Origin of the sequence: Stenotrophomonas sp. PUT21 (assembly GCF_052232875.1) — a bacterium.
Lineage (GTDB): Bacteria > Pseudomonadota > Gammaproteobacteria > Xanthomonadales > Xanthomonadaceae > Stenotrophomonas > Stenotrophomonas maltophilia_N.
In genome coordinates this window covers 2,307,778-2,334,517 of record NZ_CP197645.1, presented here as the reverse complement: position 1 = coordinate 2,334,517, position 26,740 = coordinate 2,307,778, and the positions used below count along the sequence as shown (strand labels likewise).

The window sequence follows — 26,740 nt, the reverse complement described above, 5'->3', positions numbered from 1 at the left end:
CGGGGCCGGCAGCAACGTCGGCGATCTTCGCGCTTCAGGAGAAACCGATGTCCACCACGACGCAGACCCGCCACCGTCGCCATTGGCTGGTGGCTGTGCTGGCAATTGTCATTCTGTTGCTGGGCGTTGTATTCACCGCAGGCGGCGCCTGGCTCGCCAGCCTCGGGGGTTCCTGGTACTACGTGCTGGCCGGTATCGGCCTGCTGATCTCCGGCGTGCAGCTGTGGCGGGGCCGTTACAGCGGCGCGCTGTGGTTCGCCCTGGTGTTCGTCGGCACGCTGCTGTGGACATGGTGGGAGTCGGGCAGCAATTACTGGCGCTGGGTGCCGCGGCTGGGATTGATCGTGGCCATCGGCTTCGTCTTGTCGCTGTTGTTGCCCACGCTGGATCGTCCGGTCTCGCGCAAGGTCTCGCGCGGCATCGCCGGAGTACTCGCGCTTGTATTCGTGGCGGCCTTCACCTTGGCTTTCGTGCCGCACGGTGTTACGGCGGCCGAAGGCGCCTTCCCGGAACCGATGACCAGCACCGGCCTGACACCGACCGCCGATGCGCCCCTGCAGCCGGCCGACCGCCCGGTGGATGGCGACTGGGCCGCCTATGGCCGCAACAATGCCGCCACGCGTTTCTCGCCGCTGCAGCAGATCACCCCGGACAACGTGGCCAAGCTTGAGCAGGCCTGGTTGTTCCGCACCGGTGACCTGCCCGAGAAGCGCTGGGGTGCGGAAACCACGCCGCTGAAAGTCGGCGACAGCCTCTACCTGTGCACCGCGCGCAATCAGCTGGTCGCGCTCAACGCCGCCGATGGCAGCGAGCGCTGGCGCTACGACCCGAAGATCAAGGACAAGTCCATTCCGTACACGGCCGCCTGCCGTGGCGTCTCCTACTACGAGGTGCCGGCCACCGCGCAGGACACCGCGCTGAACGACGTGGCTGCGGACCTGGCCGTGCCCAGTGGCGTGCCGGTGCTGACCCAGGTGCCACGCGGCGCCTGTGCGGCGCGCATCATCGAAGGCACCCTGGATGGTCGCCTGATCGCGGTCGATGCCGCCACCGGCAAGCCGTGCCTGGGCTTCGGCAACAACGGCCAGGTCGATATCACCGTCGGCATGGGCGACAGCCCGGCCGGCTATGTCTCCATCACCTCGCCGCCGGCGATCGTACAGGGCGTGATCGTGACCGGCCACCAGGTGCTGGATGGCCAGCGCCGCGACGCCCCGTCGGGCGCGATCCAGGCCTACGATGCCGTTACCGGCAAGCTGCGCTGGGCCTGGGACATGGTCCGCCCGGAGCGCAACGGCGCACCGCCGCCGGGTGAGACCTATACCCGTGGCACCCCGAACATGTGGACCACCGCGACCGGCGACGACGAACTCGGCCTGGTCTACCTGCCGATGGGCAACTCGGCCGGCGATTACTGGAGTGGTTCGCGCACCGAAAACGAAAACAGGTACGCCACCTCGCTGGTGGCGATCGACGTCAACACCGGCAAGCCGGCCTGGCATTTCCAGGCCGTGCGCAAGGACGTCTGGGACTACGACATGGGCTCGCAGGCGACCCTGATCGACTACCCGACCGCCGCTGGCAAGGTGCCGGCGCTGCTGCTGCCGACCAAGCAGGGCGATATGTATATTCTCGACCGTCGCACCGGCAAGCTGCTGACCCCGGCCGAGGAACGTAAGGTGCCCACCGGTGGTGTCGAGCCGGAGCAGCGCTCGCCGACCCAACTGTTCTCGCTGTATCACACACTGCGCAAGCCGGACCTGACCGAGCGCGACATGTGGGGCATGACCCCGATCGACCAGCTGGTGTGCCGTATCCAGTTCCGCAAGGCCAGTTACGAAGGCTTCTACACACCGCCGACCGCGGACCGTCATTCCATCGAGTATCCCGGCTACAACGGGGGCTCGGACTGGGGCAGCGTGGCCGTGGATCCGCGCCGTGGCGTGATCGTGGCCAACTATAACGACATGCCCAACTACAATCGGCTGGTGCCACGCGCCAAGGCGGACAAGCTGGGCTGGGTGCCGCGCGAGGAGATCACCGCCGACAAGGGCGGGGCCGAAGGTGCGGGCGATCCGCAGGTGGGCACGCCATACGCCATCGACGTCAACGCCGGCTGGCGCCTGCCGTTCACCAAGCTGCTGTGCAAGCAGCCGCCCTACGGTGGCATCCGCGCGGTCGACCTGCGTACCGGCAAGACCCTGTGGGACCGCCCGTTCGGCAGCGCCCGCGGCAATGGGCCGTTCGGCATCCGCTCCGGCCTGCCGATCGAGATCGGTACGCCCAACAACGGTGGCTCGGTAGTGACGGCCAGCGGCCTGATCTTCATTGCGGCGGCCACCGATGATCTGCTGCGTGCCATCGACCTGAAGACCGGCAAGGAACTCTGGCATGCCAAGCTTCCTGCGGGCGGCCAGGCCAACCCGATGATCTATGAATTTGGTGGGCGCCAGTACGTGGTCATCATGGCCGGCGGCCACCACTTCATGGAGACCCCGGCCGGCGATTACGTGATCGCTTACGCGCTGCCCAAAGGGTGAGGGCAGGGCCGCGGTTCTTGCGGCCCCCGCTGCCACCGACACAGCGCCGGGCGCTGCCCGGCTGCTGGTCAGGCGACTACAACGCCTGACGCAAAAATCTGACAGGCGGCCGCGTTTTCTCCTGCTTAAGCGCGTCGGCATGCACTGCCATGATGGGCGGATGCCTAGTTCATCTGTTCAAGACGGACGATGTCCGCTGCCAAATGCCTGCTACGTCGTCACCACCGTCACCACGCATCATTCCCCCCTCTTCAACCATCACGCCAACGCGCAGGAAGTGGTGCGCTGGCTGCGTGCCTCGGATGCGGAAAACCGCACGGAATCGCTGGCTTGGGTGGTCCTGCCAGACCGGTTGCACTGGCTGTTCCGGCTCCATAAGCATCGCCTCTTCAGCGTGGTCAGGTCGCTGAAATCGCGGTCGGCGCACGCGCTCCATCAACGCAACGCAACCCAGGGCCGGATCTGGCAACCCGGGTGTCACGACCAGTCCCAGTGCGACGAGCGCCAACTGCTCGCCTGCGCCACCGACATCCTGTCCACGCCCATGCGTGCGGGGTTGGCGCGTGGTCTGCACAGCTACCCGTTTTCGTGGTGCCGCTGGCCGGTGTGAGCCGGTACGCCGGCGCAGGATCGACGGCGCTATGCCGGTACCCGCACCATCTTGCGCATCAGATGTTCCACCACACCTGACGGATCCGCGGTGCGGCCCACATGCGTGCTCGACATCTGCACCACCGAGCTGCGCCTGGCGGTCAGAAAATGGAAACGTGCACGCGCAGGCAGCTGCGCGATGGGGCCGGCGTTCGCGTCACCGCGGCAGATCGCCACGATCGCATCCAGCCACGGCTGCAGGCCTTCGATATCCAGCGATGGCGCGAAGGCGCGCAGCCGTTCCAGGTCCAGCTCGATCGCCGCTTCCAGATGCTTGGCGCCCGGGCAGGACACGATGACGCCGACGTTGATGAATTCCTCGCGTTCCACGCGTGGCACCACGCGGATCACCGCATAGTCATACGTGTGCAGTGTGGGCACGGACGGCCTCCTGTACAAAAGCCGCGCGTAGGCGAAGGCGGTGCTGCAGATAATCGATATACGCCTGGCGGTAGGCCGCCGGGCTGTCGAAGGCGGGTTCGTCCACCAGCCAGCCGTCCGGCACCAGCCCGACGATCCGCTCGATCTCCGCATCCGGCAGCATCACCGCCATGCCGGCATCCACCTCGGCGATCTGCGTGGCAAACGGCAGCAGCACGTGATCGCGGATCAGCACGAACGGCTTACTGCAGGCCTCCCCGGCACTGGCCCAGTCGTGATGGAAGTACATTGCCGCACCATGGTCGATCAGGTACAGCTTGCGATGCCAGACCATCAGGTTCGGATTGCGCGCGGTGCGGTCCACGTTGCTGGTGAACGCATCGAACCACACGATCTTCGAGGCCAGCTCGGCATCGGGCTGCATGGCGGCCGGGTCGTAGTTGATCGCCCCGGGCAGGTAATCACTGCCCAGGTTCAGGCCCTCGCTGGCGCGGATCAGATCCTGGATTTCCGGGTCCGGTTCGGTCCGGGCGAACTCGCGGTCCAGCTCGACGAACACGATCTCGGGGATCGGCAGGCCCAGCGTCCGCGCGATCTCGCCGGCGATCAGCTCGGCGATCAGGGCCTTCGGCCCTTGGCCGGCCCCACGGAATTTGAGCACCACCATGCCGTCGTCGTCGGTCTCGACCACGGCGGGCAGAGAGCCGCCTTCGCGCAGCGGGGTGACATATCGGAGGGCGTGCACGGTTCGCATGGGGCATTCTAGCCGGGCCAAGGCCGGGCGTGACGCGTAAGGGGGCGCTACCCGGCACGGTGGAGGGCCTGGCTTTGCAGTGTCGGGCGGTTGGCCCTTCCGGCCCATTCGCGCCGGTCCCGGCGGTGCTAGATTCCGGTCATGCCCCTGTGCGGGCACTCGTTGACACTGCAAGGGGATAAGGATGCTGATTCGTCGTACCTCGCTGGCTGCGGCTGTTGCCGTTGCCACCCTCGGCCTGCTGTTTGCCGCACCGGCCTTTGCTGGCTACGCCACACCGCCGCAGAGCCTGCTCAAAGTGCTCAAGGCACCGCCGCCGCCGACACCCAGTGTCGACCCGACCGGCCAGCGCCTGCTGCTGACCACCACGCAGACCTATCCGTCGATCACCCGCGTCGCCCAGCCCTATCTGAAGCTGGCCGGTGTGCGCCTGGAGCCGAAGAACCGCAGCCGCCACGACACCCCCGGTGGCTACGGCATTCCGCCGTGCGTGGGCGACTTCACCGTCGTCGATACCGCCAGCGGCCGTTCCACCAAGGTGGCCCTGCCCAGCGGGTGCGCCGGCATGGCGCAGTGGTCGGCCGACGGCCAGCGCTTCGCGTTCCAGAACGTGGTCGATGACAGCGTGCAGCTGTGGATCGGCGATGCAGCGACCGGCCAGGTCCGCCAGGTGCCCAACGTGGCGCTCAATCCGATTTTCGGCAGCACCGTGCAGTGGCTCGGTGGCAGCCAGCAGCTGCTGGTCAAGCTGGTCCCGGCACAGCAGGGGCCGGCGCCGAGCGCCGAGGGCGCGATCGGCCCGGACATCCAGGAGTCGCTGGGCACGGCCGGCGAAAGCAGCACCTACGAAGCCCGCGATACGCTGACCAGTGCCTACGATGAAGCGCTGTTCGCCTATTACGGCCAGTCGCAGCTGGCGGTGGTGGATACCGCCTCCAACACCGTGCGCACCGTCGGTGCCCCGGCGCTGCTGGACAGCATCGGGGCCGCTCCGGATGGCGTGCATGTGCTGACCAGAACACTCAAGGCACCGTTCTCGCATGCAGTGACCTACCAGCGTTTCGCCAATGACGTGGCCGTGCTGGATATCGCCACGGGCCGCAGCACGCCGATCGCCAGCCTGCCGCTGGCCGACCGTGTGCCGGTGCATGGCGTGCCGGAAGGCCCGCGCGATTTCGATTGGCGCGCCACCGATCCGGCCACGCTGGTTTATGCCGAAGCCCTGGACAAGGGCGACTGGAAAGTCACCGTTCCGCATCGCGATCGCGTGCTGATGCTCAAAGCCCCGTTCACCGCCAAGCCCACCGAGATCGCCCGCACCGCGCAGCGCTTCGAAGGCCTGGCTTGGACCGCGCAGCCGGACGTTGCCTTCCTCGACGAGAACGACGAAAACCGCCACTGGCGCCAGACCCGCATCGTCAACGTCGACAACCCCAGGCAGGAAGGCCGCCTGTTGTGGGATCTCTCCAGCGATGAGCTGTACGAAGATCCGGGCAACTTCGTGTACCAGCGCCTGCCCAACGGCGCCTACGTGGTGCGTCAGGAAGGCAACACGGTCTTCCTGCGCGGGCAGGGGGCGTCGCCGCAGGGTGATCGTCCCTTCCTGGATGCGCTCAGCCTCCGTAGCTTGAAGACGGAGCGTCTTTTCCGCAGCGATGCCGATGCCTACGAGCAGTTCATAGGCTTCAGCGCCATCCCAGGCCACCTCCTCACGTGGCACCAGTCGGTGACCGATGCGCCGAATGCGTTCGTGCGCCTGCTTGGCGAGGACGTCGCCGACGCCAAGCCGGGCGAAGCGCAGGTCGTTTCCAAGCCGGCCGCGTTGACCCACCTGGTGGATCCAACGCCGGAAGTGCGCCAGATCCAGAAGCGCCTGGTCACCTACAAGCGTGCCGACGGCGTGGACCTGTCGTTCACCCTGTACACCCCGCCGGGGTACAAGGAGGGCCAGCGCGTGCCGGCGATCCTGTACGCCTACCCGGCCGACTTCGCCAACGCGGCGCAGGCAGGACAGGTGTCCGGTTCGCAGCAGACTTTCACCCGCCTGGCGCCGTACCGGCTGATGCTGCTGGCCGGTTACGCGATCATCGACAACGCCTCGTTCCCGATCGTCGGTGACCCGAAAACCGCCTACAACACGTATCTGGAACAGCTTGAAGCCGATGCCAAGGCCGCGGTGGACAAGGCGGTGGACCTGGGCGTGGTCGACCGTAACCGGATCGGTGTCACCGGTCACAGCCATGGTGGGCTGATGACCGCCAACCTGATCGCGCATACCGATCTGTTCAAGGCCGGCGTCGCCACCAGCGGCTCGTACAACAAGACCTTCACCCCGTTTGGTTTCCAGAACGAACGCCGCTCGGTGTGGCAGGCGCAGGACGTGTATCTCAAGGCGTCGCCGTTCTTCTACGCCGACAAGATCAAGCTGCCGCTGCTGCTGGTCCACGGTGAGGATGATGCCAACCCGGGCACCGAGCCGTTCCAGTCGCGCAAGCTGTTCCAGGCGATCCGTGGCAATGGCGGCACCACACGCCTGGTGATGCTGCCGCACGAACCGCACTGGTACACCGCTCTGGAATCCAACGAGCAGCTGGTGTCGGAAATGCTCAATTGGTTCGATACCTATGTGAAGAATGCGCCGCCTGCCAAGCGCTGAGGTGATACGTCACTAGCCCGGGCTGTCATTCGGCAGCCCCTGGCATCAGACCAACGGCCGCCCCCATGGGCGGCCGTTTTTGCATGCGCGACCGGGCCCGGCCTTACACTGCCAAGAAAAGGCACAAGGACGTGAACATGGATATCCCCGCCTGGGGACCGACGGTAGGCGGTGTCACGGGCGGCGTGATCGCAACGTGGCTGGTGGTGTACTGGGCGAGGGGATTGCAGACGCACTACCGTGGCTGGTCCCGGGCCGCGCTGCGGCGCCGCCACCGCACCACGATCTGGACCGCCAACATCCTGCTCTTCGTCGGATTGTTGACTGGCGTGGCTCTGTACCCGCTGGGGGGATTTGCCAACAACGATCATCGTCCGGTATTGATCGGCTTCGGGCTCGCATCGTTGCTGCCCCTGCTGGCGCTGGTCATCATTCCGTTCCTGACCGGTCGAAGCGTACGGGAGGCGTTGTTCGCCTTCGCGGTTGGCCAGGGGGCGCCGGTGTGGGCAACGTATCTGCCGTTCGCCGGCGGGCTGGTCTGCCTGGTCGTGGCGGTGGTGGGTTTTCTTCCTGGTGGCCGGTGAGACGTGGCGTGTGAGAGTCTCCATCCCACTGCCAGCATGTGGGCGCTCGCGCGTTCTATGCTGTGCAGTCCCACCCTTGATGTGATGCCGATGAAATCCGTGTTCCTGGCGTTGTTGCTGCTCTTGTCTGCTGGCCACCTCCACGCGGCGGAAACGCCCCAGTTGCCACCGTCGTGGACCGCCATCGGCATCACCGTCGGCATGCCGTACGCGCAGGCCAAGGCGCTGCTCATGAAGGCCGGCTGGGTCGCTTCCGCACCGGACAACGACGGCGATCCCGTGTTCGCCGCGCATCCCGAGGTGGATTGCGGGCAAGGCTGGGACGCGATCTGCTCGGTAGGATTCAGCCGCAGGAGCGAGGCTTACGGGCTGGTACTGACGCCCACCGATGATGGCAACCTGCAGGTGCAGGGCGTCTTCTGAACGGAGTGACACGGATGTCCGAACGTAGTGTGGTGGTCTTTGATTTCGATCTGACGCTGACCCGCTGGGAGACCGCCAGCCGGTTCTTCAAAACGCTGTTGCGACGCCAGCCATGGCGGATCGCCGGGGTGCTGCTGGCACTGCCCGTGCTGATGCCGCTCTGGGCACTGCCGCGCACGCGGCGGCGGCCGGTGCGCTTCGCGGTCTGGATGGCCACGTTCGGGCGCCGCCGTGATGTGCTGGTCGCCCTGGCGGTTGCGCACGCCGAGGAGGTGTTCGGCGGACCGGAGCCGGTGTTCCTGGCGCCTGGCGTGGAGCGCCTGCGCCATCATCTCGCCCAGGGCGACCAGGTCGTCATCGCCACCGGCTGTTGGGAGCCCCTGGCACGCGCGCTGCTTGAACGCGAAGGGCTGCAGGACGTGCCGCTGGTCGCCTCGACATTGCGGCCGTTTCTGGGCGGGTGGGTCAGCGAGCGCCATTGTCTTGGCGAGAACAAGATTCCGATGCTGACCGAACGCGGTTATCCGCCGCCGTGGCGCATGGCCTATACCGATCATCGCGCCGATCTGCCGCTGCTGCGCAACAGTGAGCAGTGGTATCTGGTCAGCCCGGGGGAGAAATGCCTGCGCCTGATCGAACAGACGATGATGACCAAGGCGCAGATCCTTCCCTGGCGCAACGCCTGAGCGCTCCCGTCACTGCGCGACCAGCGCGGGCCTCAGTCCTCTTTCATCGCCACTTCCGCCGCCAGCAACGCCTGCGCGGCCTTGCTCAGTTCCGGCGAAGGCACGATGGGCGCGCCTATGGCCTCCATCATCTGATCGGTGGAAACGAACCGGCGGTGCCGACGATCGTAGATGCCGGTGATCAACAGGGCACGCGTGGCGACCTTTTCCTCGTCGCCGACCAGCACCCGCTGCTCCATGATGATGCGCGTGCCGACCCAGCCGGCCAGCCGCGTTTCCAGCACGAAGCGCTGGAACGGCTTGAGTTCGCGCCGGAACTGGATGCTGCCCCCGCTGACGATCGGGGCCCACTTCGAGCGCCACGCCACCCGGCCCAGGCCCATCCGGAACACCAGATCCAGCCGGCCCAGATCGAAGATCGTCCAGTAGCGACCATTGGTCATGTGCAGGTTGCTATCGATGTCATTGGGCAGCACCCGGAAGTTCAGTCGCGACACCGCCAACGGGGCGGTCAGCCTGGAGCGGAAGGGCGAGGACAGCAGCAGGATCAGGAGGCGGAACCAGAGATTCATGGGCAGGGGCGCTCATCTATAACAGTTGTCATAATACAAATACGCTAATCTATGACATCTGTCTTAGCAAGGAGTCCGGCCATGAGTGCACGCCCTTCCGATGCCCCGCAACGCGTGGTCGCTGCGGCAGCGGAAATGCTGGCTACCTATGGCCTCAATGCCTCCAGCGTGCGCGAAGTGGCCAAGCGTGCGCAGGCGCCGTTCGGTTCGACGTACCACCACTTTCCGGGTGGCAAGCAGCAGGTGCTGGCCGAGGCCACGACCCTGGCGGGCGCCAAGGTGGATGCGTTGCTTGACACCTGCCTGCAGGGCACCGCGCCGGACGGGCTGTCCTTGTTCCTGGCGGCGTGGCGCGAGCGCCTGATCCGCTCGGACTTCCATGTGGGTTGCCCGGTGCTCGCCGCAGCAGTGGAAGAGCCGATCGACGATGCCCCCGATGATGCGCAGCGAGCGGCGGCCGATGTCTTCGCGCGCTGGGAGGCGCGGCTGACGGAGGCGTTGACCCGCGCCGGCCGTCTGCCCGAACAGGCCAGAGGCATTGCCACCATGATCATCGCCAGCATCGAAGGCGCCGTGGCGATGAGCCGCGCGACGCGCGACATCGGCCCCTTCGACCGCGTCGCAGCGCAGCTTGAATCCCTGGTCGCCGATCGCTGAGACTGTCGGCGTGCCGCAACCGGAGTGCCGCGCTTTGACCGCCTTGATCCGTTCCACCGTGCTTGCCGTGACGTTTGCCGCGTGTGCCCTGCAGCCGAATGCACACGCACAGGAGTCGCCTGCGACCAACCCGCTGTATCAGGTGCCCGCCGACAAGGCGACCCCCGCGCAGATCACGCAGATGCAGCAGCGCCTGCTCGACTGGCCGCAGCTGCAGCGCTACCGCGCCGAGAACGCCGCGCTGGCGCCCGACGCGCCCGGAACGAAGCGCGTGGTGTTCTACGGCGACTCCATCACCGAAGGGTGGGGGCCCACCGGCAGCGCCGGTTTCTTCCCCGGCAAGCCCTACGTCAACCGCGGCATCTCCGGGCAGACCACGGCGCAGATGCTGGTACGTTTCCAGCAGGATGTCATTGCGTTGAAGCCGGCCGTGGTGGTGATCCTGGCCGGCACCAACGATATCGCCGGCAACACCGGACCCACCACGCAGGCGATGATCGAGGACAACCTGCACGCGATGGTGGAACTGGCACAGGCCCACAACATCCGCATCGTGCTGGCCTCGGTGCTGCCGGTCAGCGATTACCCGTGGCAACCCGGCGTGCAGCCCGCCGGCAAGGTGACGGCGCTCAACCGGGCATTGCGTGCCTATGCGGAGCAGCAGGGGGTGGTTTATCTGGATTACCACACCGCCATGACCAACAAAGACGGGGGCCTCGACCCGGACCTGGCCGCCGACGGCGTGCATCCCACCCCAGCCGGCTACACGAAGATGGTGCCGTTGGCTGAGGCGGCCATCGCGCGGGCGCAGGCGCGCTGACCATGAGCAATCCCTATGCGGTAGCCGCACGTGCCGCGCGTCCTGCGGCCTCCCGGGGCTACGGCCTGCTGGCGGTGGGCCTGTTGAGCAGTGGCCTCACCGCGATCGTGATGACCGCCATCGGCCTGTTCGTGGTCCCGCAGTTCCAGGAGGTATTCACCAGCTTCGGCGTGGTGTTGCCATGGATCACGCGCGCGCTGAGCCACGGCTATGGATGGATCTGGTTCGCGCCGGTGCTGGTGCTGGTGCAGTGGCGGCGCGGTCCGGGGGGGCTCTATCGGCCGCACCTGGCGGCCTTGCTGGGCGTGCTGGCGATGCTGGGCGGGGCGCTGGTGACGGTGTTCGGGCTGTATCTGCCGATGTTCCAGATCGGCGCGGTGGTGTGAGGCACCGCGCCGTCCGCGGCCCTCAGTCAAAGCGCCAACGCACACCGGCATAAACACCGCGCCCATCACCGGGCGTCGAACGCGCGACATCCTTGCCCGCATCGTCGTAGCCCGGGGTGACCGTGGCGGCATAGTGGCGGTCGGTCAGGTTGCGCAGCTCGGCCCAGGCCTGCCAGCGGCCGCCGGGGGCGTCGTAGCCGACGCGGGTGCCGAAGATTACGTGGCTCTCGGCGCTGTAGCTGTTGGCGTAGTCCACGAACATCTTCGACGCGTACTCGGTGTTCAGCCCGGCGTAGAAGCCAGCCGGGTGGTCGTAGCGCAGTTCGGCCTGGTAGTAGTGGCGCGGCAGGCCGGGCAGGCGGTTGCTGCCGAAGCGCACATCATCGCGGTAGCGGAAGTCGCTGAAGGTGTACGCCTGGCGCAATGACAGCCGCCCGCCGACACCCTGCCACAGTGCACTGTCCAGGCCGGCTTCGATGCCGCGGTGCACGGTCGGGCTGGCGTTGGATTCGGCAATAAACAGGTTCGGCACCGGCCGCACTTCCACGGTGAGCAGTTCGTGGTTGAGGCGCGCGTAATAACCGGTCAGCTCCCAGCGGCCGAGCGCGCTGTCGCCGCGCGCACCCAGTTCCAGCGTGGTCGCGGTCTGGTTGTCCAGCTGCACCGGCGCGCGCTGGCGGCCGGTCGAGGCGCCGTTGCCGGCGGCGAAGTACTGGTTGGAACCCCAGATCATCGACCACGGGTGCGCCGGCTCCACCGAGCGGCTCAGGTTGCCGAACCACTGCGTCTGCGGTGTCTGCTGCCAGGTGAAGCCCAGCCGCGGTGCATAGTCCCATTGGCGCTCGGACAGCCGTTCCGGCGTGGCCGGCCAGGTGACCTGCACATCGCGGCGGGTGTGGATCAACGCCATGCCGGTCTGCAGGCGCAGCGTGTCGCTCAGCGCCAGATCATTGCCGAGGTGCAGCACGCTGTCGGTGCCGTAATGCTCAAAGTCACGGGTGTGCGTGCCGGCCGCGTATCCGTTGCTGGAAAAGCGCAGCGTCTCGCGCACGTTCGCGTCCAGATCGTGGGTCACACGCAGGCCGAGCGTGGTCACGCTGTCGTGCCCGAACAGCGCGTGCCGGCGGCGGTAGTCCAGCGTGCCGTTGAGGTTGGCGTAGTCCAGCTGCTGGCGGTACAGGCTCTCGTTCAAGTCCATCGGGTACTTGTGGTACACGAGGCCGGCCTGCAGCGACGAATCTGCATCGATGGTGTAGGTGGTGGTATTGCCGATCCACGTGCTGCCCGGCTGCGGGCGGCGGGCGTCGATGGCCAGGTTGGCCGGGTTCGCCGCGCGTGGGTCGTTGCGGATCTGCGCGCGAGTCAGGCGCCCCGGGGTTTCGTGATCGGTCTCGCGGTAGCGCAGGAAAAAGCGCGTCTCCAGATCCGGCGTGAGCTGCCAGCCGATGTTGGCCACCGCACCCTTGCCCTTGCCGGCGGCGTGTTGCTGATAGCCGTCGTACTCGGTATCGGTGTAGGCGAGGAAGTAGTCGACGGCATCGTGCACGCCGCCCAGGCTGATCCCGCGCTTCTGGTAACCGCGCGCACCGGCTTCGTAGTGCAGCTCCAGCCCGGGCGTGTCGCGGCCGCTGCGGGTGATGTAGTTGATCGCGCCGCCCAGGGCCAGCGCACCGCGCTCGAACCCGTTGGCGCCGCGCAGCACCTCCACCCGGCTCAGCCACAGCGGCTCCAGCAACTCGTACGGTGTGCCGCCCGGACCGGTCAGCGGCAGGCCATCCAGCGAGACCGACAGGCCGGAGGCATGCGCCCCCGGTGCACGGTTGAGGCCCGAACCCCGAATGGAGACCTTGACGCCTTCATTGCCAGCGCTCTGCGCGCTGATGCCGGGCTGGTAGGCCAGCACATCGGCGGTGCCGGCGACGCGGCCCTGACCGACCTGGGTCATATCGACGACGTTGCCTGAACCGGGGATCCGGTCGAGCGCGCGGCGCGCGGCCTCGGTGGCATCGGCGGCGGTCACGTTCACCGCGTCGAGGGTGACGGCCTGGCCAGCAGGCGCGGCGTGAGCGGTGCCGGTGGCGGCAAGGCTGGCCAGCAGGGCGGCGGCGAGCAGGGACAGGGCAGGGGCGGTGGAGCGGTTCGTGAGGGCAGTCATTCGTGCGCGGTATCAGTGCTGACACGGCGCGCGACATCGCGGCACCCTGTCAACTTCATGTGGGGCGCGCAAGTTAACAGGATGTGGCGTGTTCGTCACCCTTGTGGGGCGTATGGCGACCAGCTACCGCGGCGCTGCCAGCGCTTTCGACTTGGCGTAGAGCCTTTGGGCCTGCGTCGTGTCGCCCAGCGCAGCATACGTCTCCGCCAGACTGTCCCAGGCGTTGGCCGAGCGTGGGAACAGCGTCGCGTTGAGGGAGAAGATGTGCAGGGCGGTGGCGTGGCCCAGGTTCTCGGCCACGGCGTAGCCCACGCGGTTGATGTCCTGCTCCAGCGTCGGCTGATCACCGCGCCCGGTGCTGGTGAGCCACTGTTTCAACGCGGTTGTGCGTGCGGCCGTCCGGGGGCCCAGTGCATAGGTGATCAGCGCTTCGGACAGGGTCTCGCGCGGGAACTGCGCGGGCGCGACCACCGCCATGGCACTGTCCACCAGCGTGCGCGACCACACATTCTTCGCACTGCCGTTGGTGAGGTAGATGAAGCTGTAGGTATCCCCGGCCAGGCCTTCGGCGAAGGCGATCCGCGCACGCACCCGCGTGCCACCGTCATGCCCGACGAGGCGGTACTCTCCGCTTTCTTCGAGTTCCCAACCCGTGGAAAAGCCGCTGCGTCGCCCGTTGCTCAGCACCTGTGGCTGCCACAGCTGTCGCAGCGTGGTACGACCCACCAGCTCACCGCGGGCCAGTGCCAGCAGGAAGCGATCCAGATCACCGAGGGTGGTATGCAGTGCGGCATGCCCGTAGGCATAGGCAGGCCATGCGATGTCGTCTTCGCGCTGCAGCGCGCCCTGTTTGCCGGTGTAGGCGATGGCGATCTCGTGGCGCGCATTCGTCGCCGGGCCGAGCGAGGTATGCGTCATCGACAGCGGTCGCAGCACGCGGTCCCGAACGATCTGCGCATAGGGCTGCTGGTACTGCGCTTCCAACAGCGCGGTGAGGACCAGATAGTTGGTCTGCGTGTACCGGCTGGCAGTGCCCGGCGTGAACTGCAGTGGCGCGCCGGCGAGTGCCTTGAACACCTCTGCTGGCGTGGCCGGGAAGCGGCGGTTGCCCTGCGAGGTGATCACCTCACCATCCCGGAACTGGAAGTACTCGGGAACGCCGGACGCATGGTCGAGGAACTGCCTCACGGTGATCGCTTGCCAGGCCTCGGGCAGATCGGGCAGATAGCGGCTGGCCGGTACGTCCAGCTCGACCCTGCCGGCTTCCACCCGTTGCATGACCAAGGTACTGACCAGCAGTTTGGCCAGCGAGTAAGCGTTGAAAACCGTCTCGGGTGTCACTGGTTGGTGCGTGGTGAGGTCGGCCTCTCCGGCGACGGCCTGCGCAAGCAGCGTGCCGTTATGCCGTATCAGCACTGCCTGGCCGGCGATGCCGTAGCGATCGGCGTTTGTGTGGAGTTGCCGGGTGATCCGGGCGTCGAACTCCGCGGCGCGCGCGGTGCCCGACGGCGTCGATACCGCGAACAGCAGGACCGCGACAAAGGCGAAACGACGCATTGCGGGCATCCGCGTGAGTGAGCCCGCACAGTAGGAAGCGCTGGCACCCCGGTCAATGCGGCGGAAGTCACCCCCGGTCACGAAAGGCCCCGACCGTGGGGCCGGGGCCGCCCCGCATCAGCCCAGAATCCCGGGCAGATCCAGCCCCTTCTCCTTCGCACACTCCACCGCGATCTCATACCCCGCGTCGGCATGCCGCATCACGCCCGTGGCCGGGTCGTTCCACAGCACGCGCGCGATGCGCTTGGCCGCCGCGTCGGTGCCATCGCAGACGATGACCATGCCCGAATGCTGCGAGAAGCCCATGCCGACGCCGCCGCCGTGGTGCAGCGAGACCCAGGTGGCACCACTGGCCGTGTTGAGCAGGGCATTGAGCAGCGGCCAGTCGGAGACCGCATCGGAGCCGTCCTGCATGGCTTCGGTTTCACGGTTCGGCGAGGCGACGCTGCCCGAATCCAGGTGATCGCGACCGATCACCACCGGCGCCTTCAGCTCGCCATTGGCGACCATCTCGTTGAAGGCCAGACCGAGTCGGTCACGGTCGCCCAGGCCGACCCAGCAGATGCGTGCGGGCAGGCCCTGGAACTTGATCTTTTCGGCCGCCATGTCGAGCCAGCGGTGCAGGTGCGGGTTGTCCGGGATCAGCTCCTTGACCTTGGCATCGGTCTTGGCGATGTCTTCCGGATCGCCACTCAGTGCGGCCCAGCGGAAAGGGCCGATGCCGCGGCAGAACAGTGGGCGGATGTAGGCGGGCACGAAGCCGGGGAAGTCGAACGCATCTTCCACGCCTTCTTCCAGCGCCATCTGGCGCAGGTTGTTGCCGTAGTCCACGGTCGGGACGCCGAGCGAGTGGAAGCCGAGCATGGCGCGGATGTGGTTGGCCATCGATTCGCGCGCGGCGGCTTCCACTTCCTTCGGGGCGGAGACGCGCTTGTCGTCCCAATCTTCCACCGTCCAGCCCTGCGGCAGGTAGCCGTTGACCGGGTCGTGCGCGGAGGTCTGGTCGGTCAGCAGGTCCGGCTTCACGCCGCGGATCAGCAGCTCGTCCAGCACGTCGGCAACGTTGCCGAGCAGGCCGACCGAGAGCGGCTTCTTCGCGGTGCAGGATTCCTCGATCAGGCGCAGCGCTTCGTCGAGGTCGTCGGTCCAGGTGTCCAGATAGCCGGTACGCAGGCGCATCTCGATGCTGCTCTTGCGGCACTCCACCGCCAGGCACGAGGCGCCGGCCATCACCGCAGCCAGCGGCTGCGCGCCGCCCATGCCGCCCAGCCCACCGGTGAACAGCCACTTGCCGGCCAGGCTGCCGTTGTAGTGCTGGCGGCCCATTTCCACGAAGGTTTCGTAGGTGCCCTGCACGATGCCCTGCGCGCCGATGTAGATCCAGCTGCCGGCCGTCATCTGGCCGTACATGGCCAGGCCCTTCTTGTCGAGCTCGTTGAAGTGGTCCCAATTGGCCCAGCGCGGCACCAGGTTGGAGTTGGCGATCAGCACCCGCGGGGCGTCCACGTGGGTACGGAACACACCGACCGGCTTGCCGGACTGCACCAGCAGGGTCTGGTCATCCTCCAGCCGCTGCAGGGTCTCGACGATCTTGTCGTAGCTTTCCCAGTCGCGCGCGGCGCGGCCGATGCCGCCATAGACCACCAGCTCCTGTGGGCGCTCGGCCACGTCCGGGTGCAGGTTGTTCATCAGCATGCGCAGCGGGGCTTCGGTCAGCCAGCTCTTGCAGGTGAGTGTGGCGCCGGTGGGGGCGAGGATGGTGCGGGTGGAATCGAGACGGGTCATGCAGCACTCCGGGACGTAGCGAAGTCGAGACAGGCATCGAGCACCTGCTGCAGCGTGGCGCGCAGCGGGGCGGCGTGATCGGGATCCAGCGGCGTGGGCCAGCTGTGCTCATCCACGGCCTCGGGCTCGTGCATGTAGCCGCGGCAGGCCAGCTCCATCTGCAGCGTGTGCACGCCGCCGGGGATGTCGCTGTAATGGCGGGTGATGTAGCCGCCCTTGAAGCGGCCGTTGCGCACATGGCTCATGCCGCTCATGGCACACAGGTTGTCGACGACATCGGTGAGCGCGTTGTCGCAGGTGGTATCGCCATTGGTACCGAGGTTGAACTGCGGCAGCTGGCCATCGAACAGGTGCGGAATGTGCGAGCGGATCGAGTGCGCGTCGTACACCACCACGGTGCCGTGCTGCGCACGCAGGCGCGTGATCTCCGCGGCGAGGGCGTCGTGGTAGGGCACGAACCAAGTATCGCGGCGGCGCGCGATCTCGGCCTCGTCCGGGCCGTGGCCATCGCGGTACAGCGGCTGGTTGTCGAAGGTGGTCAGCGGGCACAGGCCGGTGGTGTTCTGGCCCGGGTACAACGAGGTGCCGCTGGGGTCACGGTTGACGTCGATGACCGAGCGCGACACCGCGGTGCGGACCGTGGTGGCGCCCATCTGCTGCGCGAACGCGTACAGCTCATGCACCCACCAGTCGGCGTCGCGGCGGGCCAGCCACGGCGAGACGAACTGCGTGGCAAGCGCATCGGGCAGCTCGGTGCCGGTGTGCGGGAAGCTGACGATCAGCGGCACATCGCCACGATGGATCTGCAGCCAGTCCGGATGCGTGCTCATGCCAGTGGCTCCAGCGGCGGCAGGATGTCGGCCAGTCCCTCGGCCAGCACGCCGCTGCGGACCAGGTTGGTGGCGGCGACCATGTCCGGATGGAAATAGCGGTCGTCTTCCAGCGTCGGCACCTGCGCGCGCAGGCGCTGGCGCACCGCTTCCAGCGCATCGCTGGAGCGCAGCGGGGCGTGGAAATCGCAGCCCTGCGCGGCCGCCAGCAGTTCGATACCGATCACGTTGGCCGCGTTCTCGGCCATCGCCATCAGGCGGCGTGCACCGTGTGCGGCCATCGAGACATGGTCTTCCTGGTTGGCCGAGGTCGGGATCGAATCGACGCTGGCCGGGTAGGCGCGCTGCTTGTTTTCCGAGACCAGCGCGGCGGCGGTGACCTGCGGAATCATGAAGCCGGAGTTCAAGCCGGGCTTCGGGGTAAGGAACGCGGGCAGGCCGGACAGCGCCGGGTCGACCAGCATCGCGGTGCGGCGCTCACTGATCGAGCCGATCTCGCACACCGCCATCGCCAGCATGTCCGCCGCGAAGGCGACCGGCTCGGCGTGGAAGTTGCCGCCGCTCAGCGCTTCGTTGGTATCGGTGAACACCAGCGGGTTGTCGGACACGCCGTTGGCTTCGATCGCCAGCGTGGTGGCGGCTTGGCGCATCACGTCGAATGCGGCACCCATCACCTGTGGCTGGCAGCGCAGGCAGTACGGGTCCTGCACGCGCACGTCGTTGTCGCGGTGCGATTCGCGGATCGCCGAGCCCTGCATCAGGGTACGCAGCGCGGCGGCGGTGGCGATCTGCCCGCGCTGGCCACGGATGCTGTGGATGCGGGGATCGAAGGGCGTGTCCGAGCCCTTGGCCGCTTCCACCGACAGCGCGCCGGTGACCAGCGCCGCGCGGAACACGGTATCGATCGCGAACAGCCCGGCCAGTGCATAGGCGGTGGAGTATTGCGTGCCGTTGAGCAGGGCCAGGCCTTCCTTCGCGCCCAGCACCAGCGGAGCCAGGCCGACCTTGGCCAGTGCCTCGGCGGCGGGCAGGCGCTGACCCTCGACGAACGCTTCGCCGACACCGATCATCACGCTGGCCAAGTGCGAAAGCGGGGCCAGATCGCCCGAGGCGCCGACCGAGCCCTGGCACGGAATCACCGGAATGACGTCGTGCTGCAGGAAGGCTTCCAGCAGGGCCAGCGTCTGCGGGCGGATGCCCGAGGCGCCCTGGGCCAGGCTGGCCAGCTTCAAGGCCATCATCAGCCGCACCACCGGCGCGGGCATCGGTTCGCCGACGCCGGCGGCGTGCGAGAGCACGATATTGCGCTGCAGGGTTTCCAGGTCGTCGCGCTCGATGCGCACGCTGGCCAGCTTCCCGAAGCCGGTGTTGATGCCGTATACCGGCGCGCCCTTGGCGACGATGTCGGCCACGGTTTGCGCACTGCGCAGCACGGCCGCGGCCGAGGCCGGGTCCAGCCGCACCCGCGCGCCGTCATGGATCGCGCGCCATTGCGCCAGCGTGACAGCGCCGGGGTGCAGGGTCAGGGTAGTGCTCATGAAATCTCCAGACATCACTAGATTCAGACGGGTTGGCCGCGCATCACGCGGGCGTGCAGGGGGTTGAAACCCATGCGGTAGACGAGGTCGGCGGGCGCCTCGATGTCCCACAGGGCGAGGTTGCAGTCCAGGCCGACGGCGAGCCGGCCGATCCGGTCCTGCCGGCCAAGGGCGCGCGCCGCTTCACGGGTGAAGCCGGCGATGCACTCCGCCACGGTCATGCGGAACAGGGTGGCGGCCATGTTCATCGCCAGCAGCGGGCTGGTCAGCGGCGAGGTGCCGGGGTTGGAATCGGTGGCCAGTGCCAGCGGCACGCCAGCCGCGCGCAGCTCAGCGATCGGGGGCAAGGTGGTATCGCGGGTGAAGTAGAACGCGCCCGGCAGCAGTACCGCCACGGTGCCGGCGCGGTGCATCGCGGCGATCCCGTCGGCGTCGAGGTGTTCGATATGGTCGGCCGACAGCGCACCATGGCGCGCGGCCAGGGCGGCACCGTGCTGGTTGCTCAGCTGCTCGGCATGGATCTTGATCGCCAGCCCGTGCTGCTGCGCGGCAACGAAGACCTGCTCGGCCTGCGCGGCGCTGAAGGCGATGTTCTCGCAGAACACGTCCACGGCTTCGGCCAGCCCGGCGGCGGCAACGGCGGGAATCATGACGTTGCAGACCTCGTCGATGTACTCCTGCGCCTGCCGGCCCGGCGGGATCGCATGCGCACCGAGGAAGGTCGGCACGATCTCGACCGCGCGCTGACGGCCCAGCTCACGGGCGACGTGCAGTTGCTTGGTCTCATCGGCCAGGGTCAGCCCATAACCGGATTTGATTTCGAGCGTGGTGATGCCTTCGGCCAGCATGGCGTCCAGCCGGGGCAGGCTGGCGGCCAGCAGTTCGGCCTCGCTGGCGGCGCGGGTGGCGCGCACGGTGGAGACAATGCCGCCGCCCGCGCGGGCGATGTCGGCGTAGCTCACGCCCTGCAGGCGCTGCTCGAACTCACCGGCGCGGTTGCCGGCATAGACCAGGTGGGTGTGGCAGTCGATCAGGCCGGGGCTGATCCAGCGCCCGCCGCCGTCGATGCGCTGGGCGGGCTGCAGATGGTCTGCCGAACCCGCTGCACCGACATGCACGATGCGCCCATCGGTCGCGGCGATGACGCCGTCCTCGATCACGCCCAGGCCGGGGCCATCGACGGTGATCAGGTTGGCGTGGTACCAGAGGGTGTCACAGTGCATGGCAGCAACCACATCGGTGTATATGTCTATACAATATAGGCGCCTCTTCCGGGATGTCCAGTGATGCCAGCCAACCCCGCACCGATCCTTCGTTTCCACGCCGCCCATGCGCTGCTGCCGCAGGGCTGGGCGCGCGATGTGCGCATCGTCAGCCAGGGCGGCACGCTCATCGAGGTGACCGAAGGCGCGTCGGCCGAGCCGGGCGATACCGCGTTGGCGATCGCGCTGCCGGGCCTGGGCAACCTGCACAGCCACGCCTTCCAGCGCGGGATGGCCGGGCTGACCGAGATCGGCGGCAACAGCGGCGACAGCTTCTGGAGCTGGCGCGAGCTGATGTACCGCTTCCTGGCGCACCTTCAGCCCGACGCCATGCAAGCCATCGCCGAGCAGGCCTATGTGGAAATGCTGGAGTCCGGGTTCACCCGGGTCGGCGAGTTCCACTATCTGCATCACGGCCCGGACGGTGCACCCTATGCGAACCGGGCCGAAATGGCCGAGCGCATCGCCGCGGCAGCCCACTCCAGCGGGATCGGCCTGACCCTGCTGCCGGTGTTCTACGCGCATGCCGATTTCGGCGGCGCCCCGCCAAATCCGGCCCAGCGCCGGCTGATCCACGATGTCGACGGTTTCGCTGAGCTGCTGCAGGGCTGCACCCGCGCGCTGAAGGACCAGGGCGACGCCGTGCTAGGGTTCGCGCCGCACAGCCTGCGGGCGGTGACCGGTGAGGAACTGGCAGCGCTGCTGCCGCTCAACGCCGGCCCGGTCCACATCCATATTGCCGAACAGACCCGCGAGGTCGATGCCTGCGTGGCGTGGAGCGGGTTGCGCCCGGTGCAGTGGCTGTACGAACACGTGCCGGTGGATGCGCGCTGGTGCCTCGTCCACGCCACCCACATCACCGAGGCGGAGCTGCAGCAGATCGTGGCCAGCCGCGCGGTGGCCGGGCTGTGCCCGATCACCGAAGCGAACCTGGGCGACGGCCTGTTCCCGATGCAGGCGTTCGCGCGCGCGGGCGGCCGGTTCGGCGTGGGTTCGGACTCCAACGTGCTGATCGACGCGGCCGAAGAACTGCGCCTGCTCGAATACGGCCAGCGGCTGCAGCTGCGCGGGCGCAACGTGCTGGCCCCGGGCGATGGTCAATCCACCGGCCGCTGGTTGTACGAGCAGTCGTTGCGCGGCGCCGCGCAGGCTCTGGGCGTGGCCACCGGCCTGCAGGCCGGCGCACCGGCCGACCTGGTCGAACTCGATCCCGACCACCCGGCGCTGATCGCCCGCGACGGCGATGCCTTGCTTGACAGCTGGGTGTTCGCCGCACGTAATGGCGCCGTGCGATCGGTGTGGCGCCAAGGGCGCCAGTTGGTCCGTGACGGTCGCCACCCGCAACGCGAGGCGGTGGCCGCACGGTTCGCCGCGGCACTTCGACCGTTGTTGAGGGTCTGATCCGACCCTCCCATGCAGGAATCCAGAGTGACGGGCAAGAAAGCAGCAACCCTCAATCAGCGCATACGTGCTGATCTGGAAAGCCGCATCCTCAGTGGACAGTGGGAGCCTGGCTTCCGCATCCCCTACGAACACGAGCTGATGGAGCAGTACGGCTGCTCGCGGATGACCGTGAACAAGGTGCTGACCGCGTTGGCCGAGAGCGGCATGATCGAGCGCCGCCGCCGGGCCGGCTCGTTCGTCGCCCGGCAGCCGCCACACCTGGAACAGGTGGCGCTGGAAATCCCCGACATCGCGATGGCGGTGGAAGCGCGCGGGCATGTCTATGGCTACCAGCTGCTGGAGCGTGCCTACCGGCGCCCGCGCGAGCAGGTGGCCGAAGAAACCACCCTGGCCGGGGGCGAGAAGCTGCTGGCGATCCGCTGCCTGCACCTGGCCGATGGCCGGCCGCTGGCGCTTGAGCACCGGCTGATCAGCCCGGTCGGCGTGCCGGAGGTGCTGGAGGTGGATTTCGAGACGACCGCGCCAGGCAGCTGGCTGCTGCAGAACGTATCGTGGACGCGCGCCCAGCACCGGATCAGCGCCTGGGGCGCCGACGACGCGGCCGCTACGCTGTTGCAGGTCAAGCAAGGCACGGCCTGCCTGGTCATCGACCGCCTCACCTGGCGCGGCGAGCAGCCGATCACCTGCGTGCGGCAGATGTTCCTGGGCGATGCCTACGATCTGGTCGCCCGATTCTCGCCGGGCGCGCGCTGACCGTTACAGCGTGGTGCATTGCCGCCAGCGGACCGGCTCATCCACGCCGGGGCGCGGGTTGAGCTGGATGCGCACGGTGCGCAGCGCCGGGTAACGGGTCACTTCCTCGCAGATCAGCGGCCAGATCGCATCGATCTCGCCGGTGCGGTTGATTGCCAGCGTCTGCCGGGTCAGCCAGATGCCGCTGGCCACGCCAGCGTGGGTGGCCACCTTGCGTGACAGCTCCTGTTGATAGCGATCCAGGGTGGCGTCGTCCGGGTTGGCCTCCATCGCGGCCGGGGCAGCATCGGTGGCGCGGCCTTGAGGGCCTTCTTGCGCGGCCGGGGCTGGCGCCACTGCGGCGGTGGGCACGGTGCCGGCCTGCGCCGCTTCCGGAGCCGTCGCGGCGGCAGGCGGGGCGGTGGCCGCGGTGGCCGCCGAGTCGTCGTCGGTCCACTCCTTCTCCAAGCCAGCGGTCAGCGAGCCCAGCCCGACCATCAGGCCCAGCGTCGCAGCGCCCAGTGCCGCGATCGAAATGCGCCGGATCGCCTCGCGGCGGGCACCGGCCTGCACACGGGCTTCCATGTCGCCGGGCAGATACGGTTGCAGCAGCGGCCACAGCAGCGGGCCGTCCAGGACTTCCACGCTCTGCTTTTCAGCGGCGATGCGGCCATCGCGCTCGACCTTGCCCTCGGTGATCAGGATCCCGCCACGGGCACCGGCCAGGCGCGCGGCGGCGCCGAGTTCGTTCACCGCGGCGGTGCCGATCCGGTAGGCGCGCCCGTGCTTGCACGACAGCAGCCACCGCTGTGGCCCGTCGTGCATCAGGAAATCGCTGCGCGGTTCGCGGCTGTCGACCGCCTCGTCCGCCACGTCCTGCAGCCCGCGCTGCTCATGCATCGCGCGCCGGACGATCAGGGAAAACTCACGCCAGTGCATGCCGGCCAAGGCATTCAGGCCGAGCTGGGTCTCCTTGCGCTTCCGTTTGATCAGCCAGAAGTAGGCCGTGGCCAGGAACCAGACGATGAGGGCCAACAGCAGGGCCAGAATCCAGGAGAGCATGCAGGGGATATGAACAGGGAAGTGCGATAGACAGTTTATATGCGCCTTTGCACGTCAGCGGCGCGTCGTTCTCGCACCGGTGCGCATCCGGCGATCACGTCGGTGACGGCCGTCTCACTTTGTGGCGATCCAGCCCATCGAGCGCCCACAAAAAACCCGCCAATCCAGAGCCGTGAGGGGAGGGAACAAACGGCGGTGGAAGCGATTGGCGGGTCGATTTCGATTGTCAACAAAGTCGTGCTGCTTTGCAACAATCGCCGGTCGGGTCAGTTCAGCTCAGGCGTCGGAGGTCGGCGACTGGTGCGTACCCGGGGATGGATCGGCCGACGGCGAGGCATTGCGGGCCTCGGCACGGTTGACCCGAGTGTTGAGCGCATCGATCCGGGCATTGAGCGCGGCGACCTCCTCGGCGGTGGGGATGTGCAGGCGCTTGAGCACGCCCTGGACGCGGTCATCGAAGGCTTTCTCGACCTTGTCCCAGGTGCCGCTGGCCTTTTCGCGGGCCTCACCGAGGTGTTCCTCGACATTGTCGCGCCAGCGCGGCGCATCGCCGGTCTGCTCGCGGTTGCGGGCCTCGATGTTCTCGCCTTCCTTGACCAGGTTGTCGAAGACCCGGCTGCCTTCGGCCTGCGCACGCCCGAAGGCGCCCAGGCCGGCCAGCCAGATCTGCTGGGCCGAATCGGTCAGCTTGCGCGAGAAGCGCTCGGCCTGATCCTGCAGCGAGGGCTTCTCGCCGGGGATGCGATCGTCGAAGTCGTTGGGTGAATTCATGGGGCGATCCCTGTGGGTGGACACCCTTGGATCGTATGCATCGCCGGCTTCAAGCGATGTGATGGCCGGCGCCTGTGCAGCGCCGGGCCGGGCGTCGGTTCAGCCGAGCTTTTCCTGCAGCACGCGCTGGATCTCGCTTTCCACCATGCCCTTCATGGCCGAGAGCAGGAAGCCGAGCTTGGCGGTGACCTGCACTTGGCCGGGCTGCAGCGCGATCGCGCCATCCACGCCGGAGCCGCTGAAGTTCAGCACGTCGCCCACCCAGTTGGACTGCAGGCCGAAGCGCTCTGACAGTTTGGCGGCGACATCTTCGATGGCTTTGCGCGCATTTTCGGCGGGCAGGGTGTGGGCGTGACGGATATCGATGGTGGACATACAGCCTCCTGGCGGACAACGGCGCGGATTCGGGCGTGCATTGTGCGCATCCTCAGGCACAACTCCAAGGTCTGCGTCACACTTCTTCTTCCCTGACATTCAACCTGCTAGGCTGCGCCGCGTGCAGAACCTGCTAGTTCACTTTACTCAACGCCAACATCCCGACCAGCCCCTGCGGCCCGGGGTGCAGCGCATCGTGCGTCATGCATCGGGCACCGTCCGGCTTGGCGATGACACTCCCGGCACCTTGTTGCTGGCCCAGTTCTGCCTGGATGACCGCGGCCTGTGGCTGCAGGTCGCCAGCGGCATCCGCGGCATCCACGTCAATGGCCGCCCGGTGCGCCGGATGGCGCTGCTGCGCGCCGGCGACGCCGTTTACGCCGATGGCGTTGAGATGGTGGTGCAGGGCGAGTGCGAAGCGGTCGCGCACGCACCACCGCGCAGCGATGACGGGGGCGATGACCAGCGCCTGTTGCGCGGCGTCGGCGGCCAGCACCACGGGCGCAGCTTTACCCTGGATCGGCCGCGCGTGATCGGGCGTGGGCCGGAGGCGGACATCGTCATCGACGACCCGGCCTTTGCCGAGCAGCACGCCCGCCTGGAGCAGCATGGTGAGCGCCTGCTGCTGCGCGACCTGGGCGCCGGCGAGTCCACGCGGGTCAATGGCGTCACCGTTCGCCATTGCTGGCTGCAGCCGGGCGATCAGCTGGTCTTCGACGCGCAGCACCGCTTCGTGCTCGAAGTGCCGCATGACGGCCGCAAGCGCGTCGTCGTCGAGGAAGAAGACGACGGCTTCGAAGCGCGGCAACGCCCGGAACCGGTCGCCGCGCCCAAGCGGGTGAGCCGCTGGCCGTGGCTGCTGGTCAGTGCACTGTTGCTGGCGGCGGCGATCAGTGGGCTGCTCTGGTTTGGCGCGCGGTAAACGGCCGGTGGGTGCGCTGTCGAGGCTGCGATAGATTCGTTTGCAACCAAATTCGCCTTGTCCTGCAAGGCCTAAAGGCTGGTGCGCTGCGGCATACTAGGGGTCTTGCCCCATAGGTGTGACATGACGCGCGCGTTCAATTTCAGTGCCGGCCCTGCAACCCTGCCGGAATCGGTCCTGCGCCAGGCGCAGGAAGAGATGTTGGAGTGGAACGGCGCGGGCGCCTCCATTGTCGAAATGAGCCACCGCGGCCCGGAGTTCATGGCCGTCGCCGCCCAGGCCGAGGCTGATCTGCGCCGCCTGATCGGCATCCCGGACGACTACGCAGTGCTGTTCCTGGCCGGTGGCGCGACCACCCAGCAGGCCCTGCTTGCGCTCAACTTCGCCCGGCCCGGCCAGGCCGTGGATTACGTGCTCACCGGGCATTGGGGCAAGACCGCGATCAAGCAGGTCAGCCCGTACGTCTCGGTCAACGTCGCTGCCAGCAGCGAGGCCAATGGCTTCCACGACATCCCGGCGCGCGCCAGCTGGCAGCTCTCCGAGGATGCCGCGTACGTGCACATCACCGCCAACGAAACCATCCACGGGGTCGAGTTCCGTGAGACCCCGGACGTGGGCGACGTACCGCTGTTCGCCGATTTCAGCTCGTCGATCGCCAGCGAGCCGCTGGAGGTCAGCCGGTACGGCCTGATCTACGCCGGCGCGCAGAAGAACCTCGGCCCGGTCGGCGTATCGGTGGTGATCGTGCGCCGCGATCTGCTCGAGCGCAGCGGCCAACCGCGCGCGGACATTTTCGATTACCGCTCGCATGTCGCCCGCGATTCCATGCTCAACACCCCACCGACCTGGAACTGGTACCTGGCCGGCCTGGTGTTCCAGTGGATGCTGGCCGAAGGCGGCGTGGAAGAATTCGCGCGCCGCAACGCGGTCAAGTCGGGCCTGGTGTACGAGGCGATCGACCAGTCGGGCGGTTTCTACCGCAATGAGGTCGTCCCGGCCGCGCGTTCGCGCATGAACATCCCGTTCTTCCTGCCGGATGACACGCTCAATGCGCGTTTCGTCAGTGAATCCAAGGCGGCCGGCCTGCTGGCGCTGAAGGGGCACAAGGCGGTCGGCGGCATCCGTGCTTCGCTGTACAACGCCATGCCGGTGGAAGGCGCGCAGGCGCTGGCCGCCTTCATGCGCGATTTCCAGCAGCGCAACGGCTGACGCATTCGTATTTCCCGGGGCGTTCGCC

The 26,740-nt window shown here is 67.6% G+C and carries 25 protein-coding genes; 13 read left to right on the top strand and 12 right to left on the bottom strand.

Features of this window, described 5'->3' with window-relative positions; genetic code table 11:
• The first annotated feature begins 47 nt into the window (after window positions 1-47).
• A complete protein-coding gene (locus ACTT2I_RS10785; protein ID WP_421099428.1) occupies window positions 48-2,540 on the top strand; it encodes a membrane-bound PQQ-dependent dehydrogenase, glucose/quinate/shikimate family in 2,493 nt (830 codons plus the stop codon).
• 160 nt (window positions 2,541-2,700) lie between these two features.
• Window positions 2,701-3,150, top strand: a complete 450-nt coding sequence (locus ACTT2I_RS10780) for an REP-associated tyrosine transposase (RefSeq protein WP_421099429.1) — start codon at window positions 2,701-2,703, stop codon at window positions 3,148-3,150.
• Between the two features lie 29 nt (window positions 3,151-3,179).
• Here the strand turns inward: ACTT2I_RS10780 and ACTT2I_RS10775 are convergent, their stop codons facing one another.
• Both ACTT2I_RS10775 and ACTT2I_RS10770 read right to left on the bottom strand, forming a co-directional pair.
• Window positions 3,180-3,572, bottom strand: coding sequence for a DUF3037 domain-containing protein (locus tag ACTT2I_RS10775; protein WP_088434160.1), 393 nt, complete (start codon window positions 3,570-3,572; stop codon window positions 3,180-3,182).
• Window positions 3,550-4,326 carry a HipA family kinase gene (locus ACTT2I_RS10770; RefSeq protein ID WP_421099431.1) on the bottom strand — a complete coding sequence of 259 codons (777 nt, stop codon included), beginning with the start codon at window positions 4,324-4,326 and terminating at the stop codon, window positions 3,550-3,552. The genes ACTT2I_RS10775 and ACTT2I_RS10770 overlap by 23 nt, the downstream gene beginning before the upstream one ends.
• A gap of 184 nt (window positions 4,327-4,510) precedes the next feature.
• Here ACTT2I_RS10770 and ACTT2I_RS10765 point away from each other — a divergent pair, with 184 nt between their 5' ends.
• The 4 genes from ACTT2I_RS10765 (at window position 4,511) to ACTT2I_RS10750 (ending at window position 8,675) form a co-directional block, all read left to right on the top strand.
• A complete protein-coding gene (locus tag ACTT2I_RS10765) occupies window positions 4,511-6,982 on the top strand; it encodes a S9 family peptidase (RefSeq protein WP_421099432.1) in 2,472 nt (823 codons plus the stop codon).
• A 137-nt stretch (window positions 6,983-7,119) separates the two neighbouring features.
• Window positions 7,120-7,566, top strand: a complete 447-nt coding sequence (locus ACTT2I_RS10760; RefSeq protein WP_421099433.1) for a hypothetical protein — start codon at window positions 7,120-7,122, stop codon at window positions 7,564-7,566.
• A gap of 90 nt (window positions 7,567-7,656) precedes the next feature.
• Window positions 7,657-7,989, top strand: a complete 333-nt coding sequence (locus ACTT2I_RS10755; protein WP_421099434.1) for a hypothetical protein — start codon at window positions 7,657-7,659, stop codon at window positions 7,987-7,989.
• 14 nt (window positions 7,990-8,003) lie between these two features.
• Window positions 8,004-8,675: an HAD family hydrolase gene (locus tag ACTT2I_RS10750; RefSeq protein ID WP_421099435.1), complete on the top strand. Its 672-nt coding sequence runs from the start codon at window positions 8,004-8,006 to the stop codon at window positions 8,673-8,675.
• 32 nt (window positions 8,676-8,707) lie between these two features.
• Here ACTT2I_RS10750 and ACTT2I_RS10745 read toward each other — a convergent pair whose 3' ends face one another.
• A complete protein-coding gene (locus ACTT2I_RS10745) occupies window positions 8,708-9,247 on the bottom strand; it encodes an acyl-CoA thioesterase (RefSeq protein WP_088434154.1) in 540 nt (179 codons plus the stop codon).
• A gap of 81 nt (window positions 9,248-9,328) precedes the next feature.
• Between ACTT2I_RS10745 and ACTT2I_RS10740 the strand changes: the two genes are divergently transcribed.
• Genes ACTT2I_RS10740 through ACTT2I_RS10730 form a run of 3 tightly spaced genes read left to right on the top strand, consistent with a single transcriptional unit; the run spans window position 9,329 to window position 11,110 of the window.
• The gene (locus ACTT2I_RS10740) at window positions 9,329-9,904 is read left to right on the top strand and encodes a TetR/AcrR family transcriptional regulator (protein ID WP_293979966.1); all 576 of its coding nucleotides are present in this window, start codon (window positions 9,329-9,331) and stop codon (window positions 9,902-9,904) included.
• 34 nt (window positions 9,905-9,938) lie between these two features.
• Complete coding sequence (locus ACTT2I_RS10735; RefSeq protein WP_421099436.1) at window positions 9,939-10,724, top strand: SGNH/GDSL hydrolase family protein; 786 nt, start codon at window positions 9,939-9,941, stop codon at window positions 10,722-10,724.
• A gap of 2 nt (window positions 10,725-10,726) precedes the next feature.
• Complete coding sequence (locus ACTT2I_RS10730; RefSeq protein ID WP_088434152.1) at window positions 10,727-11,110, top strand: hypothetical protein; 384 nt, start codon at window positions 10,727-10,729, stop codon at window positions 11,108-11,110.
• A 22-nt stretch (window positions 11,111-11,132) separates the two neighbouring features.
• Here the strand turns inward: ACTT2I_RS10730 and ACTT2I_RS10725 are convergent, their stop codons facing one another.
• From ACTT2I_RS10725 to hutI, 6 genes are all read right to left on the bottom strand, one after another.
• Entirely contained in the window at window positions 11,133-13,265 is a 2,133-nt protein-coding gene (locus ACTT2I_RS10725) for a TonB-dependent receptor family protein (protein WP_421099437.1), read from the bottom strand.
• Window positions 13,266-13,388: 123 nt separating this feature from the next.
• Window positions 13,389-14,822: a serine hydrolase domain-containing protein gene (locus tag ACTT2I_RS10720; RefSeq protein WP_421099438.1), complete on the bottom strand. Its 1,434-nt coding sequence runs from the start codon at window positions 14,820-14,822 to the stop codon at window positions 13,389-13,391.
• 117 nt (window positions 14,823-14,939) lie between these two features.
• The gene (gene hutU / locus ACTT2I_RS10715; protein WP_421099439.1) at window positions 14,940-16,607 is read right to left on the bottom strand and encodes a urocanate hydratase; all 1,668 of its coding nucleotides are present in this window, start codon (window positions 16,605-16,607) and stop codon (window positions 14,940-14,942) included.
• Window positions 16,604-17,437 carry an N-formylglutamate deformylase gene (gene hutG, locus ACTT2I_RS10710; RefSeq protein WP_293979975.1) on the bottom strand — a complete coding sequence of 278 codons (834 nt, stop codon included), beginning with the start codon at window positions 17,435-17,437 and terminating at the stop codon, window positions 16,604-16,606. The genes hutU and hutG overlap by 4 nt, the downstream gene beginning before the upstream one ends.
• Window positions 17,434-18,975: a histidine ammonia-lyase gene (gene hutH / locus ACTT2I_RS10705; RefSeq protein ID WP_088434147.1), complete on the bottom strand. Its 1,542-nt coding sequence runs from the start codon at window positions 18,973-18,975 to the stop codon at window positions 17,434-17,436. Before hutH ends, hutG begins: the two co-directional genes overlap by 4 nt.
• A gap of 23 nt (window positions 18,976-18,998) precedes the next feature.
• Window positions 18,999-20,198, bottom strand: coding sequence for an imidazolonepropionase (gene hutI, locus ACTT2I_RS10700; RefSeq protein WP_088434146.1), 1,200 nt, complete (start codon window positions 20,196-20,198; stop codon window positions 18,999-19,001).
• Between the two features lie 63 nt (window positions 20,199-20,261).
• Here hutI and ACTT2I_RS10695 point away from each other — a divergent pair, with 63 nt between their 5' ends.
• Window positions 20,262-21,638 (top strand): formimidoylglutamate deiminase, encoded by a 1,377-nt coding sequence (locus ACTT2I_RS10695; RefSeq protein WP_088434145.1) that lies wholly within the window; start codon window positions 20,262-20,264, stop codon window positions 21,636-21,638.
• A 27-nt stretch (window positions 21,639-21,665) separates the two neighbouring features.
• Complete coding sequence (hutC, locus tag ACTT2I_RS10690) at window positions 21,666-22,394, top strand: histidine utilization repressor (protein WP_088434144.1); 729 nt, start codon at window positions 21,666-21,668, stop codon at window positions 22,392-22,394.
• A gap of 3 nt (window positions 22,395-22,397) precedes the next feature.
• On the opposite strand, the gene ACTT2I_RS10685 is transcribed toward hutC, so the two are convergent.
• From ACTT2I_RS10685 to ACTT2I_RS10675, 3 genes are all read right to left on the bottom strand, one after another.
• Window positions 22,398-23,435 carry a restriction endonuclease gene (locus tag ACTT2I_RS10685; protein ID WP_421099441.1) on the bottom strand — a complete coding sequence of 346 codons (1,038 nt, stop codon included), beginning with the start codon at window positions 23,433-23,435 and terminating at the stop codon, window positions 22,398-22,400.
• Window positions 23,436-23,711: 276 nt separating this feature from the next.
• Window positions 23,712-24,206 (bottom strand): phasin family protein, encoded by a 495-nt coding sequence (locus tag ACTT2I_RS10680; RefSeq protein ID WP_421099442.1) that lies wholly within the window; start codon window positions 24,204-24,206, stop codon window positions 23,712-23,714.
• Between the two features lie 99 nt (window positions 24,207-24,305).
• Complete coding sequence (locus ACTT2I_RS10675) at window positions 24,306-24,581, bottom strand: polyhydroxyalkanoic acid system family protein (RefSeq protein ID WP_088434141.1); 276 nt, start codon at window positions 24,579-24,581, stop codon at window positions 24,306-24,308.
• A 121-nt stretch (window positions 24,582-24,702) separates the two neighbouring features.
• Between ACTT2I_RS10675 and ACTT2I_RS10670 the strand changes: the two genes are divergently transcribed.
• Both ACTT2I_RS10670 and serC read left to right on the top strand, forming a co-directional pair.
• Window positions 24,703-25,503: an FHA domain-containing protein gene (locus ACTT2I_RS10670; RefSeq protein WP_088434140.1), complete on the top strand. Its 801-nt coding sequence runs from the start codon at window positions 24,703-24,705 to the stop codon at window positions 25,501-25,503.
• Between the two features lie 123 nt (window positions 25,504-25,626).
• Window positions 25,627-26,712 carry a 3-phosphoserine/phosphohydroxythreonine transaminase gene (serC, locus tag ACTT2I_RS10665; RefSeq protein ID WP_421099443.1) on the top strand — a complete coding sequence of 362 codons (1,086 nt, stop codon included), beginning with the start codon at window positions 25,627-25,629 and terminating at the stop codon, window positions 26,710-26,712.
• The last annotated feature ends 28 nt before the right edge of the window (window positions 26,713-26,740 follow it).